This is a genomic window from Desulfovibrio sp. JC022 (assembly GCF_010470665.1).
In the GTDB taxonomy this organism is placed as follows: Bacteria; Desulfobacterota; Desulfovibrionia; order Desulfovibrionales; family Desulfovibrionaceae; genus Maridesulfovibrio.
This window is the reverse complement of record NZ_VOPZ01000009.1, coordinates 19,418-35,414: the sequence shown is the minus strand read 5'-3', so window position 1 is coordinate 35,414 and position 15,997 is coordinate 19,418. Positions and strand designations below refer to the sequence as shown.

Below are 15,997 nucleotides of genomic sequence, written 5' to 3'. Positions count from 1 at the left end.
GTTTTCTTTTTCCATTGTTTATTTATCTCCCGCGATTTGGCATTATGAACTATAAAAGTTTTTTTCGCGGGAGTCGCTATGCATGGTTTAAAGAAACGATCAGGATTCATTTATTGTTTGATCATTACGGTAGTATTTTTAAGCTGCATTGTTTCAGATTCTGTTTTTGCCCGTCAGATCAACGTATTGTTGCTTGAACTTGAGGGCGGGATAAGTCCGGTGCAGGTTCATCTGCTTGAGGACGGTCTTGGGCGGGCTGGTGATGACGATCATGATCTTTTGCTGCTCCGTCTCGATACTCCGGGCGGTCTTGGTACATCCATGCGTGAGATGGTCAAGATCATCATGAACAGCAAGGTTCCGGTTTGCGTCTGGGTCGGCCCGGAAGGAGCACATGCAGCATCTGCCGGAACATTTATAACAGCGGCTGCGCAGGTGGCAGCCATGGCTCCCGGCACATCCATAGGTGCGGCCAGCCCGGTTTCATCGTCAGGTGAAGAACTTCCCGAAACCATGAGCAAGAAAGTTACCGGGGATATGGTCAGCCTGATTAAGGGCATTGCCCGCAAGAGAGGGCGCAATATTGAATGGTACGCTATGTCCGTTCAGGATGGTATCAGTGTTGATGCGCAGGATGCGGTGACTTTGAACATTGTGAATTTTATGGCCCTGTCTGTGAATGATTTTCTTGAGCAGCTCGGTGCGAGAGGGGTGCTTATAGACGGACAGAGGGTTAAATTTTCAAAATCAGAGGTGGTGGTCAGCAAATTTGAGCCGGGCTTCAGGTACGATGTTCTTTCATGGCTGCTCGATCCGCAGGTTGCCTATTTTCTTTTGCTTGGTGGCGTGCTGGGTGTTTTTTTCGAGCTTTCCCATCCCGGAACCATATTGCCCGGTGTGATCGGTACTTTTTGTCTTGTGACCGGACTTTACGCCATGTCAATATTGCCAACTAATGCCGCGGGTTTGCTTTTGCTCATGCTGGGTGCGGTTTTGTTTATCCTTGAAATTTTTATTGTCAGTTATGGTTTGCTTAGTCTTGGGGCTGTGATCAGTCTGTTTATCGGATCATTGGTCCTGTTCAGGGAAGGGACTCCCGGCATTCCCCTTGGGACAATTCTCGGTACAGTGCTGACTTTTTCGGTTTTTGCCGGGATTATTATTTATCTGGTGACCAAAGCCCAACTTTCCAAGTCAGGAGTGGGTCTGGAGAGCATGATTGGTTTAGAAGGAGAAGTATTAGAGCTAAGAGAGGGGCGTATGAAGGTACGAGTACGGGGTGAGATTTGGAATGCCGAGACTGAGGATAAAACTTTTTTTGATTCCGGAACAGCGGTTAAGGTTGTTCAGGCCCGTGGTCTGAACCTGATAGTCGTAAAAAAAAGTTGATCAGCGTAATTATTTGAGAGGTTAACATGACTTATTTAATTCCCGCAGTATTATTGGTAGTTTTCTTTCTGATCACAGCCTTGAAAGTCTTGAACGAGTATGAACGTGGAGTGATTTTCAGGTTGGGTAGGGTGATAAATGCTAAAGGTCCCGGCCTGATAATCCTGATTCCTATCGTTGATCGCATGGTTCGCGTTTCGCTAAGAATTATGACTTTAGATGTTCCTAATCAGGATGTTATCACAAGAGATAACGTGAGTATCAAGGTCAATGCTGTTGTTTACTTCCGTGTTACCGACGCGATCAAGGCTATTCTGGAGGTTGAGGATTTTATGTTCGCCACTTCTCAGCTTGCACAAACCACCTTGCGTAGCGTATGTGGAGGCGTTGAACTTGACGAGATACTTTCCCAGCGTGAAAAAGTTAACGGTGAAATTCAGGAAATTCTGGATACCCATACTGATCCGTGGGGTATCAAAGTAAGTACTGTCGAGCTGAAATACATCGACCTGCCGCAGGAAATGCAGCGTGCCATGGCCAAACAGGCCGAGGCTGAACGTGAGCGTCGGGCTAAGGTTATCAACGCTCAGGGTGAGTTTCAGGCCGCAGATAAGCTGTCCGAAGCAGCTGAAATTATTTCAGCCCATCCAGAAGCGTTACAGTTGAGATATTTGCAGACTTTGCGAGAAATGTCTGCTGAAGGAAAATCTTCCACCATAATTCCTCTTCCTCTTGATTTATTAAAGATGTTGGCGCCGATTACCGGCAGGGGAGAGGCAATGGATAAAAAAGACCAAGAGAGCGATTAATAATGAAAGTCCTTGTTACAGGAGCAGCCGGATTTATCGGCTTTCACCTTTCCAAACGTCTTCTTGCTGAAGGCCATGATGTTGTCGGCCTTGATATTCTTAATGATTACTATGATGTAAATGTTAAGAAGAACCGCCTCAAGCAGATTGAGGATCACGAGAAGTTCACTTTTGCCTACATGGATATGGCTGATCGTGAAGCTATGGCGAAACTTTTTGCAGAAGAGAAGTTTACGCATGTGGTCAACCTCGCAGCGCAGGCCGGTGTCCGTTATTCCTTGGAAAATCCTCAAGCCTACATTGATTCCAACGTTGTCGGTTACATGAACATCCTTGAGGGTTGCAGACACAACGGAGTGGAGCACCTTGTTTATGCTTCTTCCAGTTCTGTTTACGGTCTGAACACTAACATGCCTTTCAGCATTCATGACAACGTGGACCATCCCATCAGCATGTATGCGGCCACTAAGAAATCCAACGAGCTCATGGCTCATTCTTACAGCCACCTTTTTAATATCCCCACTACAGGTCTTCGTTTCTTTACTGTATACGGACCTTGGGGCAGACCAGATATGGCTCTTTTTCTCTTCACTAAAGCGATCTTTGAAGATAAGCCCATCAACGTGTTCAACCATGGAAAGATGCTGCGTGACTTCACCTACATTGATGACATCGTTGAAGGTGTTGTCCGGGTCATGAAAAATACTGCCACACCCAATCCTGATTGGTCCGGCGATGCCCCTGATCCGGGAACAAGTCCAGCGCCTTTCCGTATCTACAACATCGGTAACAACCAGCCTACAAAGCTTATGCGTTACATCGAAGTGCTCGAAGAGTGCATCGGCAAGAAGGCAGAAAAGAACATGATGCCATTACAGGCCGGTGATGTTCCTTCCACTTATGCAAATGTCGATGACCTTGTTCGTGATGTTGATTTCAAGCCTGAGACAACAGTTGAAGAAGGTATTGCTAAGTTTGTTGAGTGGTACAGGGGTTACTACAACGTTTAATTGCTGATCCACATTGAGTTTATTAAGGCCGCTTTCGAGCGGCCTTTTTTTATGATGATCATTAAATTGTAATTTTTTTTAATATCTTGAAATAGTTATTTTAATGCTTTTTTTATGGTGATTATCTGTTGATATTTTAGATTTAACCACTCATTTTCTCTGTTGCTTTTCTTGATTTAAAGTTTTTTTAAGACTAGTTTGGCGAAGTTGTTTTTGTGTCAACTTGGTTGAAATGTTTCACGTGAAACATGAAAATTGAAATCTCATGAACAAGGTGGTTTCAAGTGGCAAAGAGAATCGTTGTAGCTAACCAGAAGGGTGGAGTAGGTAAGACTACCACTTCCATCAATCTTTCCGCTTCCCTCGCAGTAATGGAGAAAAAAGTTCTACTCGTAGATTGTGACCCGCAGGGTAACGGTTCGAGCGGACTTGGTTTCTATCCCGGCGACTCAAGAGAGAATGTTTATTCTGTGCTTTTTGAGCCGAGTCGAGCAAAGGAAGCAATATATCAAACAGACATCCCTTATCTTTCACTCATGCCCGCAAGTCAGGACTTGGTCGGGGCAGAGATCGAGTTGATCGATAAAATGGGACGTGAATATTATTTGAAGGACCTCGTTGAGACTGTGGATGATGAATATGATTATATCATTTTTGATTGTCCGCCTTCACTTGGTCTGCTGACTGTAAATGCTCTATGCGCGGCAAAAGAATTGCTGGTTCCGCTTCAGACGGAATATTATGCCCTTGAGGGTGTGGCTCAGCTTTTAATGACCTTTGAACTGGTCAAGAAAAGGTTAAATCCTGAACTTGCTGTATTAGGGGTTGTGCTGACCATGTATGACAAGCGCAACAGGCTTGCCCGTCAGGTTAAAAATGAGGTGCGCAAGGCTTTTCCGGATAGTCTCTTTGAGACAATTGTTCCGCGAAATGTGCGTCTTTCAGAAGCTCCCAGTTTCGGTAAACCTGCGATTTCATATGACGCGAAGTCAAACGGTGCCATGGCTTATCTCAGTCTGGCGCAGGAAGTTGTTAAAAGGCATGATGCAGAGCAGGAAGTAAAATAAAAAAAGGCCGACATCTCTGTCGGCCTTGGAATGAGTATTGTCGTCGCTCTTGAGCTTAATAACGAGCTTCGTAGTTGGTGTCTTTCTTCTCAATGTAGGGAGTACATTCAACGGTAATTTCATCTTTGAAATGTTTTTTGACAATACGTGCTTGGCACTGGGAACATTTAAATGAGACCAGTCCGCCGAGATTACAGGACATGAGCCTGAATTTGCGGGGAGTATCTTTTTCCCAGTCTTCAGTCTTGCTGCCGCAAAGTTCGCAATGAACGTCGGTATCGATCGGGTAGGGGAAATCCCAATACTCTTTAAGGGTGTTCCACTCGCCGATGGGTTCCGGGCGTTCCGCAGGGGCTTCTTTGGGAAGCAGCTCCTTGATCAAGGGTTTAACTTTGGACCAAAGATCAGCCGTAAGCAGGGCACCGATCAGGTTGCCGTTTTTATCGAAAAGTTCAGTAAGATTATCATCGTGTTTAGACATGTAGCCTCCGACGTCAGTTTTTATGATGAGTTCGGGATACAATAATCACGGTTTCGATCAAGTCAAAGGAAATATTATCCGGCCCGTTTTCACAGGCTGGTAAACATAAGGAGAAAATCCATGGCAGGTGTCACTGGCGGTTTAGGAAGGGGACTCGATGCCCTTCTGGGAGGCGGCAAGGGTGTTGATGATAAATCAAGTTCCGAGGTTTCAATCGATGCCCGGAAAATTGATATTGATATGATTGTTGCCAACCCGAATCAGCCGCGTAAGGAATTTTCTCCCGAAGCCTTGAAGGATTTATCCGAGTCTATCCGCGCGAAAGGCGTGCTGCAACCGATTCTGGTTCGTCCCATTGCCGGACGTAAAGACCGTTTTGAGCTGGTGGCAGGGGAGCGCCGCTTAAGGGCTTCAAAGCTTGCCGGGTTGGGAGAGATTCCCGCACTGGTCAAAGAGATGACCGACCTTGAAAGCATGGCTATTGCTTTGATTGAAAACTTGCAGCGCGAAGACCTGAATCCAATTGAAGAGGCCAAGGGTTATCAGGAGTTGATCACAAAGTTCGGTCTCAGCCAGGACCAATTGTCCGGTCAGGTGGGGAAAAGCCGTTCCGCTCTTTCCAACTCCATGCGTCTGTTGACTCTTTCCGAGCCTGTACAAAACGCAATCGGTGATGGAAAAATCTCCGCAGGGCACGGACGTGCGCTTATGGCTGTCGCTGATGATGATGCTCGTGATGAGCTTTTCAGTAGACTCATGAACAGCGGAATGTCCGTTCGCCAATGTGAAGGGGCGGCTACATATTTTAAGGAACATGGCGAACTGCCCGAAGGTGAGGTTGTTGCCAAACCGAAGTCCAGCAAAAGCAAGAATAAAGAACCGAAAAAGGTTGATGAAAATCTTGAGCGTATCAAAGGGCGTTTGGAGTCTGCTCTTGAAACAAAGGTTTCCTTTAGTGGCTCCCAGAGCAAAGGGAAAATGACAATCAGCTACGCAAATGAAGAAGAGCTGGAGCGTCTGATAGCTATTCTTGAACTTCGTTCGTAATTATTTGTAGATTATCATGCCGGAAATGCTTTTGTGTTTTCCGGATACTCACATATTGAAGATAAATTATACAGGATAAAGGAACCAATTGAATGGATAATAAGATTTTAAGTATCCTCCCGGAACTGAAAGACCGCAAGGTGTTGATCATTGGGGACGTGATGCTTGATCACTATGTGATTGGCTCGGTCGAACGTATTTCCCCGGAAGCACCGGTGCCTGTGGTTCAGGTTACTGAAGAAAAATACCTGCTCGGCGGGGCAGGGAACGTTGCGCGAAATATTGCAGCCCTTGGCGGTGAGCCGCATTTGACCGGATTCGTCGGCCACGATGGCGAAGGGGAAGTCTTTGAGCGGCTCTGTTCCGATTCCGGGATTCCCTGCTCCCTGTATGAATCAGATGACCGCCCGACAACCAAGAAAACGCGGGTGATGGCCCATAATCAACAAATGGTCCGGGTTGATCGCGAAAAGACCGAGGACTTTGCTGATTCGATCATGGATAAATTGTTTGCTTTTCTGGAACGTGAAGTCTGCGATTATAAAGTGGTCATCCTTTCCGACTATGGGAAAGGGCTTCTTTCTGATTCCTTTTTCGAGCGTTTCTGGAATCTTCTTGATGAAAAACAGCATAAGCCGCACATATTGGTTGATCCCAAGACAGTTAATTACGACCGTTACAAATCAGTCAGCATGCTCACTCCTAACTCCAAAGAAGCAGGAGAGGGTGCCAATATGCAGGTTAAGAGCCGGGAAGATGTGCTGGAAGCCGGGCGCAGGCTTTTTGACCGTATTGACCCCACCCATCTGCTGATCACCCTTGGCGGGGACGGTATGGCTTTGTTTGAGTCGCGGGATGTGGTCAAGCATGTGCCTACGTTTGCCCGTAAGGTTTTTGATGTGACCGGTGCCGGGGATACGGTGATCGCCACCCTCGGACTTGGTCTTGCCGCTGGACTGGACCCGCTTACTTCAGCCGTGCTGGCAAACTATGCTGCCGGGATAGTTGTGAGTCAGGTGGGCGCGGCTACGGCATCAGTAGAAGAACTGGCCGAAGCTGTGCGCGATTGGCCTAAGCCGGAAATCAATGTCTGGAATGAATAAGATTTGAATAATTTCAAAATATATTGAAATGGTGTACTCTGGCTTGTCATGGTAAATGTTGCAGAGCAAATGAATCGGGGGGAATTTTGAACACACAGGCTAACAGATTAAAGAAATTGATTCAGGCCAATCAGGTGTTGGCCAGTATTGAGTCTCTGGTGGATCTGCTGCCTCAGCTTTTAAGGCTGGCGCAGGATGTGACCGGTGCTGAAGCTTCCTCGATTATGCTGTACAACGAAGAGAAGAATGTACTCAATTTTGCATGGGCCATGAATGACGTTCTCGGCGACAAAGCCATGAAGGATTTAAAAACTGGCTTTGAGCTGCCCATGGGTAAAGGTGTTGCCGGTTGGGTGGCTGAGCACCGTGAAGCTTTGAATGTGCTTGATGCCCAGAACGATGAGCGATTTTCCAAGGAAGCTGACAAGAAAACAGGTTTCAAGACCAGATGCATTCTCTGCACACCTATTATTCATCAGGATAAACTACTGGGTGTTGTCCAGGTCTTGAACTCAGCAGATAAAGAATGTTTCGGCAGGGAAGATGAGGAGTTGCTTGAAAGCTTCGGCCATCTGGCCGGAGTGGCGTTGGTCCGCTCCGAACTGATGTTGCAGCGGCTCAATCAGCAGAAGTTTGAAACCCAGTTGGAAGCAGCTTCACGCATTCAGAAACAGTTTAATCCCCGCCAGCCTGAACTTGAAGGTGATAACCTGATCTGGGGCAGTTCTGTCCCGGCCCAGTTTGTAGGCGGTGATTTGTACGATTTTATACCCAACTCAGACGGAAGCTGGTATATTTATGTGGCTGACGTTGCCGGTAAGGGGCTTCCTGCCGCGTTGATCATGTCCGCATTGTGGACCCGGATCAGGGCGGAAGCACTGGTTGAACGGACTCCCGGAGAAATGCTCAAGGCGATTAACGTCGGTGCCTATGAATTTATGAGCGGTGAAGTCTTCGCCACAATGGTTCTTATGCGTTACACTCCTGAGAGCGGGAAGTGCGAATATGCGGTGGCCGGGCATCCTTCTCCTTTGCTGATTTCGGAAGGTCAGGCTGAGCCTATTGAGAGGCCTTTTGGTTTGCCCGTTGGAATTCTTGATGAAGGCGATTTCGGGACCAGTGAAATTACCCTTGAAAAAGGACAATCTCTGGTTGTTGTCACAGATGGTGTTGATGAAGCCCGTGCCGCTGATGGTGAATTCTTCGGCGAAGAACGGATGGAAGAGATTCTCAGGCAGGGCGGAACTCCTCATGCCGGGAAAAATCTCCTCAAGGCTGTTGCCGACTGGAGAGGGGACACCCCTCCTAATGATGATACAACCGTGGTCGAAATATACAGGGCTTAAGGGCCGGCTGTTTAAATGGAGCAGTAAGGAGTTTTAAATGGGTGCAGGCTGGAAAATGGAATCCTCGATGGAGGAGGTCCTGATCAAGATCAGCGGTGAAGTTGATTTTACCGGGACCCCCGATCTTAGGAATGAAATGCATGATTTTGTGAAGCAGACATCCGGGGAGGTCCGTGTTGATCTGTCCGAACTTGAATATCTGGACAGTTCCGGACTGGCTTCATTGATCGAGCTGCGCAGGATGCTGGTCAAGGATAGTCGTACTGTAAAGATTATCGCAGTTACTGATCAGGTGGACAGACTTTTAAACCTTACGCAGGTCAAGTCGTTGTTCGGAATGGATTAATCAATCGGTCCGCTTTGGGGTGGCAAGGGAGTTGTTCAGGATGAACGGATTGCAGGTTTTAACTTGGATGGTTTCCAGACTCCTAGGTTGCCTGCGCCTTACGCCCACAAAGAAAAAATCATTTTACCGTAAAAGGCTGCTTCGTGACTTAGCCTCGGTGGGAGCGGATTCCATCCCCATCGTCAGTGTTATCTCCGCCTGTACAGGCATTATCCTCGCTTTACAGTCCGCCCAGCAATTGGAAAAGGTTGGGGCCATAAGTTATGTGGCCAATCTTGTGGGCGTGACCATCATTCGTGAGCTTGGCCCATTGCTCACCGCCATCATTGTCACCGGACGTTCCGGTGCTGCTTTCACTGCTGAGATCGCCACTATGCAGATTTCGGAGGAAATCGATGCCCTTGAGGTTATGGGAATTGAGCCGGTCCGTTTTCTTGTCCTTCCCAAGATGATTGCCATGTTGATCATGGTTCCTTGTCTGACCGTCTGGGCTGATTTTGTAGGTATTTTTTCCGGCGGGGCCTTTTCCTCTATTGCCCTTGGCATCAACAAAGTCACCTATTTTAATAATTCTGTAGAATTTCTCAAACTCCACGACGTGCTGGCCGGGTTGGTAAAAGCCGGGGGCTTTGCCGTGGCGATCACAATAATCGGCTGCTGGCAGGGATTTCTTGCCCGTGAAGGAGCTGCCGATGTTGGCCGCAAAACAACCAATTCTGTTGTTATCTCCATATTTATGATAATATTGCTGGACCTGTTTTTTACGGCACTCAACTTTCTTTTCCGGTAGATGATCATGAAGTTATCAAGAATTGCACAGGACATAACGCTTAAGAAGCTCAGCCTCGGTTATCCGGGCAAGGTGCTTATGGAGGATCTGAACGCAGTCTTGCCTGCTGGGAAAATCAGCGTGATTCTCGGTGGGTCCGGTTGCGGGAAATCCACTTTGCTGCGTCACATTCTTGGATTGAACATTCCTGTTTCCGGGGAGATCTTTTTGGGCGAAACAAATCTTACCGCGTTGGACAGCGGAGAAGAGTACAAACAGATCCGTACCCGCATGGGCGTTCTTTTTCAGGACGGGGCCATGCTCGGTTCGTTGACCCTTGGTGAGAACGTGGCTCTGCCAATGCAGGAACATACTGAACTGCCCGATTCGATTATTGAGGAAGTGGTGCAGATGAAATTGCGCATGGTCGGGCTGGGCGATTTTATGCATTATTTTCCCAACCAGCTTTCCGGGGGTATGCGTAAAAGGGCCGGGCTGGCAAGGGCTATGGTCATGGACCCCACAACCTTGCTTTGCGATGAACCGTCATCCGGGCTGGACCCCATCACCGCCGCAGACCTTGATCAGCTGATCCTCAAGCTCAAGGAAACATTTCACGTCACCACCGTGGTGGTCACTCATGATCTGGACAGCCTGTTCAACATTGCCGATCACGTGGTAGTCCTGCATAGGGGAAGCTGTCTTTATCAGGGTGACGTTGAAGGACTGCAACAGTCCGATAATGACTATATAATCGACTTTCTGGAGCGCAGACCCACCGAGATTGACCAGACCATGGAACGGGCTGTTAAGTTCAGAAGCAGGGTTTGATACGGGAGATATGTGATGGTACTCAATCCGCGCAGCTCGGCTGCTGATATGATCAAGGCCGCATTGGTCGCTCTGGCAGGGCTGAGCGTGCTTGGCCTGTTCATTGTGTTTCTGGGCGGCCATGATTTTTTTTCCGACTATTCGCAATACAAGATTTTGTTCCGTAATGTGAAGGATCTTACTTCTGGGCGTCCTGTAAAGTATGCCGGATTAAGCGTGGGTAAGGTGGCTTCTATCAATGTGGATGAAGACAATCCCGGACGGATTTCCGTGGTCATCAATGTGGATCGTGATTTTCCTCTCTACCGGGGCACTACAGCCATGGTTAGCCAGAAGGGGCTGGTGGGCGATAATTACATACTGCTTGAATTGCGTGGGGATGTCGGTCCTAAATTGTCTGATGGAGACATTATTCCTTCGACGGTAAAAATGAGCATGAATGAAGTGGCTGCTGCAATGGGTCGTTCTGTTGCCTCGCTAACTCCACAGCTTGAAAGGGCCGTAAATGGGTTTGAGATGCTTCTTTCACCTGAGAATATGTCCAACATCGGAAAAAGTCTGAAAATGGCTCCAGAGGTGCTTGCAGAAACCAATGCCACTTTAGTTACTTTCAGGGATGAGTGGAAAAAGCTGGCCCGGTCCGGTGCCGGGGCCATGAACAACGGTTCCAAGAATATTACCGTTCTTACAAAAGAACTTATCGATACCTTGCAGAAAGTAGAGGCTGTTCTTGCTGCACTGCAAGGGGATATGAGTACAACCCTGCATAGCGTCAGCGGAGATGTCAGCCGTGCAGTTGACGGCATAGACGGCTTGACTACAGACCTGCGCCGCAATGTGGAATACGATCAGGAAGAACTGGAAATCATACTTGTGAACATCAACCGCCTTTCCCGTGAAATGAATCGCTTGGCCCGGTCGCTGCGCGAACGTCCGTGGCAGGTTTTAAATCCTCCGCAGGGAGCTGAACATGATTAAGAAAATTTTATCCCTCATAATTCTGGTTTGTGTCTTGTTTTCTGCCGGATGTATCGGCGGTAAATCTGTGGAATCTTCTTACTTGCGGGTGGGGAATAATGGTTCTGGCGATGGGTGTGAACGGGTAAATCCGGATATGCCCCGTTTGGCTCTGAAACGTTTTACCAGTCTGCCTGCTCTTGACCGGGAGACGGTGATCATAGCCAAAGGGCAGGTCATGAAGCCCGATTACCGTTGGAGCTGGGAAGGTACTCCGGCGGAGATTCTGGATCTGATTGCTGCGCCTTCTTTGAATTGTATGAACAGCTATGAGGTTGTCAGCCCTTATCGACCCGGTATCAGGAAGGATCTGGTTCTTTCAGGCGTGATTACCTCATTTGAGCTTCAGCGTAACGGAGAGGATGCATTTAAGGTTGCTGTGCGTTATTCCCTCTGGGACGGCAGCGGCAAGAATCTTTTGGCCCGAAAACTGGTTGAAGCGCAGGCCATGGTTAAATCTTTGCGTGGCGAATCCATAGCACAGGCGGCTCAGCAGGCTGTTGACGGGGTCATGAAGAAAACAATTTTGTGGATAGATGGTTTTGGAGGGGAGATGCTCTCCCGAAATATGGGGCGTTAATGTTTTTTATTGCAGCCATAGCCGAATCAAAAATTAAGGAAGCAGAGCGCAAAGGGGAGTTCAAGGACTTACCGGGAAAGGGTAAACCCCTTGAACTGGAAGATGATTCCATGATCCCGCCTGAATTGCGCATGGCTTATAAGGCCCTAAAAAACGGGGGCTATCTGCCTCCTGAGATGCAGCTCAGAAAAGATATTCATTCTGCCCTTGATTTGCTTGAATATATGGAAGATGAAAAGGAACGCTATACTCAGATGCAGAAAGTGAATCTGCTTTTCGAGCGCATCAAAAATATGCGTGGAAAGGAAATAGCCATCGACGAGGAAGATGAATATTACAAAAGCATCGTTGAGCGCATCACCTTGCAGAGCAGGAAAATCAAGGAAATTGAGGGATGATTTCAAAAAATTTCAAAGCCGGACTTATGGTTCTGGCTTTAGTTGTTGTAACAGCCGGGATGCCCGTTCAGGGGGATGCGGCGTCCAAAGAAAGAGTGGGGCAGTCATATATTGATGTGCCCTCCCAATTGCGGAAAGGGACTACAAAATCCCTGAAGGGCTATGTCTCCCAGTTGTTGAGTAAGAAGTACGTAAGCGCGAAAAAACTTTATGATCCGCCTTTTGAAGGCATCGAAGATAAGCTTTATATTTCTGTGAAAAGAGAAAAAGCTATGCCGATCATTGCCGGGGGGGTTGCCTCCTATGCCGGAAATGAGGAAGGTCTGGCCGCAGCTCTTTATGACGGCACAGTCCGGATCTGGAGTAGATATAAATGCCGTAAAGTCCGCCTTCCCGGCGGTGGCGGGGCTCTGCATACCGGATATGGTCCCGGTAGCCCTGCTCTTGCCGCTACCGGACGTGACGGTGACCGGATTTATGTCTTCAACCTTGAAGAGTGTTCAAGGATTCCGGGAGAAATTCCGGTTGAGCATGGTCCGGTAAAGATGATGGCCCTCTCCGGAACCGGGGAATGGCTCGGCATTATCGACAATTTTAATGGATTGCTCTGCGGACCTGTTTCCGGTCCGCTTCAGGAAATTTCCATTCTTGAAGGCACACCGCTTTCTCTTGGCTACACACCGGGGCAGGGCGTTTTGGTTGCTGTAGAAGCTTCGGGCAGGATCATCAAGCAGGGTATGAAAAATAATACCCGCATGGATTCAGATGATGTTCCCGGAGGACCTTTTGTGGACGCCAGAATGGCCGGATACGTGGTCTGCCTGACCCGTGACAATGGGAGTGAGGTTTACTGGGATTTGCGCAAGAGAGCCACGGTGAAGAAATCTGAAGCCTTGGAGCAGGAACCGGCCTGGATATACAAGCGCAACGGTGGGCTTGTTTATTCCACCGGAGTGGATCGCTGGAAGATAACAGAACATCTGGGTATGCCTATGTTCATTGTTTCCTATTCTGCCGCTGAAAAGTTACTCAGGGTTCGTGACCTTGACCGTGAAACCCGCTATTATAGTGTTTTGGATGGCAAGGAAATTGCCGGAACTGAAGCTGATGACTGGAAATTGATTTCACCAAGTAAAGGTGTATACAAAGTTGGTAAGAAGTTCTTTCGTCTCTATGACCTTGTCTGTCAGAAGGGTACAATGCGCCTTTACGGCAGACATATCGGGGACAAGGGCTTTTACCTCTGGTGGGAAAATATGGGTAGCGTGGCCCGTATGAATCCTCATCCCATGGAGTTGCCGATTCGGGAATCCATTCTGGCGGACAGCCCGGCTCTTTGGGTGCCCCTTATTGAAGGTGAAGTAAGATAATTGCTATTCACTACTGGCGGGACTGAATTGTTTCGCAGGAGGTTTGAAATGGTTAAAAAGGCTAATAAAGCAGAACAGATCAATACTGAAATTCCAGTGCTTGGTAAGGCTAAAATCCCTTCGCCGCTTAAACGGTGTGTTTTTATAGAAGATAAGGAAAGGACTCTGGTCAACCTTGCTGAAGAGGAAATGGATTCTTCAGCTGACAACGATGTTTATCAGGAGTTTGAAAAAGCCGGCCCCAGAGCTTTCACATATTTTGATCCTTCCAAGACCAAATGCGCGGTTGTCACCTGCGGCGGGCTTTGTCCCGGCCTGAATGATGTTATACGCTCCATCGTATTGGAAGCACACTACCTGTATAAAGTGCCTGCGGTGCTGGGCATCAAGTTCGGGTTACAGGGGTTCATCCCCAAGTACGGGCATGATGTTGTAGAGCTTACAGCTGATAAAGTTGCAAACATCCATCAGTTCGGTGGAACCATTCTTGGCTCGTCGCGCGGACCGCAGGACCCGGAAGAAGTAGTGGATGCCCTTGAACGGATGAATATTTCAGTGCTGTTCATGATCGGCGGAGACGGCACCATGCGTGCGGCCCAGAAGATTGTGGAAGAAATTGAGAAACGGCGGATCAGGATTTCCATCATCGGGGTCCCCAAAACCATTGATAATGATATCAGCTTTGTTACCAAGTCTTTTGGTTTTGATACCGCAGTGGACAAGGCCACCGAGGCTATTCAGTCCGCGCATGTGGAATCCGTGGGCGTGGTTAACGGTATCGGGTTGGTTAAGCTCATGGGCCGCGAGTCCGGTTTTATTGCTGCGCAGGCCACTCTGGCACTCAAGGACGTTAACTTCGTGCTTGTGCCTGAGCACCCCTTTGAATTTGACGGGGAGTACGGACTGTTGCGCTCTCTTGAAAAGCGTTTGGATGAACGGCAGCATGCGGTTATTGTCTGCGCTGAAGGAGCCGGGCAGGAACAATGCGAATATACCGGGGAAAAGGACGCTTCCGGCAACCCTGTTCTCTGCGATGTCTGCACTTTGATCATCCGGCGCATAAAGGATTATTTCAAGGACGTAGGCAAGGATATCACTTTAAAATTTATCGACCCCAGCTATATTATTCGTTCAGTACCGGCTAATGCCAACGACTGCGTATATTGCGGCTTCTTAGGCCAGCACGCCGTGCACGCGGCTATGGCCGGAAAGACCGGAATGGTCGTCAGTCGCTTGCAGGCCCGCTACGTGCACCTGCCGCTCGATGTGGTCACCATCAAGCGCAAGAAGTTGAACATCAAGTCCGACTACTGGCGCGCAGTTCTCGAATCCACCGGTCAGGGCCATCTGCGCAATGACATGGAGAAGGATATTTGTGAGATGTGATCAGATGAAATTCTAGGCATTTTTGATAAAATAAATTAGAAGCCCTCGGCAAGATTTTGATATCTTCCGGGGGCTTTTGGTTTGCAGCTATTTCTGACAATTGCAGGTCGCTGGGGCTTTACTGGTATTCATTTTTATCCAAAGCAATATGTTCTCTTACCCAGCAAACAAAATCATTAAGTTTCTTATCTTGGTCAATAGGGTTCAGGGATAATACAACATATGAAATAGGGGTCTTAACAAAACCAAACGGGGCAACGAGCAGTCCTCGTTCAAGGTCATCCGCTACCAGAGGTTCAGGTCCCATGGCTATTCCCAACCCGGCTACAGCTGCTTGCAGACTAAAGTAAAAGTGATCGTAAAATTGTTCCGAGTCTGCTTTGAGTTCTTTGGCTGAGTATTGTTCCCAATCTGTCCAAGCTTCTCTACGGGTTCTGGTATGTAGTAGTCTTTTGGGCTTGTGTTTGTTTTTTTCCCAATAGGAAGGACTGCAAACAGGGCCTATGCGTTCTCTGCCAAGAGACAGTGCATGATAGTTTGCAGGCCATGAAAAATCTGAACGCCGTATAGCCAGATGTACGCCCCCGGAAGTCAGATCAATGGGTCCTCCGGCGGTAGATATGTGAATTTCAGTTTCGGGGAAGGACTCATGGAATTGCTCCAATCGAGGCATCAGCCAGCGCATGCTCAGGGATGGCTCACATGAAACAGAGATTCTTTGTCCGTTTTCGGCAATGCGCATCTGCTCGCTAACTTCTTCAAGTTCGTTAAGTAGTCTGTCTACATGCTGAAATAGGAAACGCCCTTTCTCAGTCAGGAAAATTGCCCTGTTTCGTCTGTGAAAAAGCGGCAGGCCGTAATATTCTTCAAGCTGCTTAACTGCCTTGCTGATTGCGCCATGGGTCAAATTAAGTTCTCGGGCTGCCTTCGTAAAACTCAAGCAGGCAGCTGCAGCACGGAAACTGACGAGCGGTCCTAAAGGTGGAAGTTGTTTCATATTAATTCCTGTGAATTATATTCACAATTAAGTTGAAAACTATTCGTTATT

General features: G+C 48.0%; 17 protein-coding genes. 15 read left to right on the top strand and 2 right to left on the bottom strand.

Going from position 1 to position 15,997, the window contains the following annotated elements:
* Positions 1–78 precede the first annotated feature (78 nt).
* The 4 genes from FMS18_RS15470 (at position 79) to FMS18_RS15455 (ending at position 4,275) form a co-directional block, all read left to right on the top strand.
* Positions 79–1,389 carry a nodulation protein NfeD gene (locus FMS18_RS15470; protein ID WP_163295587.1) on the top strand — a complete coding sequence of 437 codons (1,311 nt, stop codon included), beginning with the start codon at positions 79–81 and terminating at the stop codon, positions 1,387–1,389.
* Positions 1,390–1,415: 26 nt separating this feature from the next.
* Positions 1,416–2,198 (top strand): slipin family protein, encoded by a 783-nt coding sequence (locus tag FMS18_RS15465; protein WP_163295586.1) that lies wholly within the window; start codon positions 1,416–1,418, stop codon positions 2,196–2,198.
* Between the two features lie 2 nt (positions 2,199–2,200).
* Positions 2,201–3,208, top strand: a complete 1,008-nt coding sequence (locus tag FMS18_RS15460; RefSeq protein WP_163295585.1) for an NAD-dependent epimerase — start codon at positions 2,201–2,203, stop codon at positions 3,206–3,208.
* A 284-nt stretch (positions 3,209–3,492) separates the two neighbouring features.
* Positions 3,493–4,275 (top strand): AAA family ATPase, encoded by a 783-nt coding sequence (locus FMS18_RS15455; protein ID WP_163295584.1) that lies wholly within the window; start codon positions 3,493–3,495, stop codon positions 4,273–4,275.
* 55 nt (positions 4,276–4,330) lie between these two features.
* On the opposite strand, the gene FMS18_RS15450 is transcribed toward FMS18_RS15455, so the two are convergent.
* Complete coding sequence (locus FMS18_RS15450) at positions 4,331–4,756, bottom strand: hypothetical protein (protein ID WP_163295583.1); 426 nt, start codon at positions 4,754–4,756, stop codon at positions 4,331–4,333.
* Between the two features lie 120 nt (positions 4,757–4,876).
* On the opposite strand from FMS18_RS15450, the gene FMS18_RS15445 reads away from it, so the two are divergent.
* From FMS18_RS15445 to FMS18_RS15395, 11 genes are all read left to right on the top strand, one after another.
* Positions 4,877–5,803: a ParB/RepB/Spo0J family partition protein gene (locus tag FMS18_RS15445; protein ID WP_163295582.1), complete on the top strand. Its 927-nt coding sequence runs from the start codon at positions 4,877–4,879 to the stop codon at positions 5,801–5,803.
* A gap of 92 nt (positions 5,804–5,895) precedes the next feature.
* Positions 5,896–6,906: a D-glycero-beta-D-manno-heptose-7-phosphate kinase gene (gene rfaE1 / locus FMS18_RS15440; protein WP_163295581.1), complete on the top strand. Its 1,011-nt coding sequence runs from the start codon at positions 5,896–5,898 to the stop codon at positions 6,904–6,906.
* Positions 6,907–6,992: 86 nt separating this feature from the next.
* Positions 6,993–8,252: a PP2C family protein-serine/threonine phosphatase gene (locus FMS18_RS15435; protein WP_163295580.1), complete on the top strand. Its 1,260-nt coding sequence runs from the start codon at positions 6,993–6,995 to the stop codon at positions 8,250–8,252.
* Positions 8,253–8,289: 37 nt separating this feature from the next.
* Positions 8,290–8,598, top strand: coding sequence for an STAS domain-containing protein (locus FMS18_RS15430; RefSeq protein ID WP_163295579.1), 309 nt, complete (start codon positions 8,290–8,292; stop codon positions 8,596–8,598).
* A 40-nt stretch (positions 8,599–8,638) separates the two neighbouring features.
* A complete protein-coding gene (locus tag FMS18_RS15425) occupies positions 8,639–9,388 on the top strand; it encodes an ABC transporter permease (protein WP_163295578.1) in 750 nt (249 codons plus the stop codon).
* A gap of 6 nt (positions 9,389–9,394) precedes the next feature.
* Positions 9,395–10,198 carry an ABC transporter ATP-binding protein gene (locus FMS18_RS15420; protein ID WP_163295577.1) on the top strand — a complete coding sequence of 268 codons (804 nt, stop codon included), beginning with the start codon at positions 9,395–9,397 and terminating at the stop codon, positions 10,196–10,198.
* 15 nt (positions 10,199–10,213) lie between these two features.
* Positions 10,214–11,176 carry an MlaD family protein gene (locus FMS18_RS15415; RefSeq protein ID WP_163295576.1) on the top strand — a complete coding sequence of 321 codons (963 nt, stop codon included), beginning with the start codon at positions 10,214–10,216 and terminating at the stop codon, positions 11,174–11,176.
* A complete protein-coding gene (locus FMS18_RS15410; protein ID WP_163295575.1) occupies positions 11,169–11,795 on the top strand; it encodes an ABC-type transport auxiliary lipoprotein family protein in 627 nt (208 codons plus the stop codon). Before FMS18_RS15415 ends, FMS18_RS15410 begins: the two co-directional genes overlap by 8 nt.
* Positions 11,795–12,193 carry a DnaJ family domain-containing protein gene (locus FMS18_RS15405; protein WP_163295574.1) on the top strand — a complete coding sequence of 133 codons (399 nt, stop codon included), beginning with the start codon at positions 11,795–11,797 and terminating at the stop codon, positions 12,191–12,193. The genes FMS18_RS15410 and FMS18_RS15405 overlap by 1 nt, the downstream gene beginning before the upstream one ends.
* The gene (locus FMS18_RS15400) at positions 12,190–13,563 is read left to right on the top strand and encodes a WD40 repeat domain-containing protein (RefSeq protein WP_163295573.1); all 1,374 of its coding nucleotides are present in this window, start codon (positions 12,190–12,192) and stop codon (positions 13,561–13,563) included. Before FMS18_RS15405 ends, FMS18_RS15400 begins: the two co-directional genes overlap by 4 nt.
* A gap of 48 nt (positions 13,564–13,611) precedes the next feature.
* On the top strand, positions 13,612–14,949 hold the full coding sequence (locus FMS18_RS15395; protein WP_163295572.1) for an ATP-dependent 6-phosphofructokinase: 1,338 nt from the start codon (positions 13,612–13,614) through the stop codon (positions 14,947–14,949).
* A 118-nt stretch (positions 14,950–15,067) separates the two neighbouring features.
* Here the strand turns inward: FMS18_RS15395 and FMS18_RS15390 are convergent, their stop codons facing one another.
* The gene (locus FMS18_RS15390) at positions 15,068–15,946 is read right to left on the bottom strand and encodes a LysR substrate-binding domain-containing protein (RefSeq protein WP_163295571.1); all 879 of its coding nucleotides are present in this window, start codon (positions 15,944–15,946) and stop codon (positions 15,068–15,070) included.
* Positions 15,947–15,997: the final 51 nt, after the last annotated feature.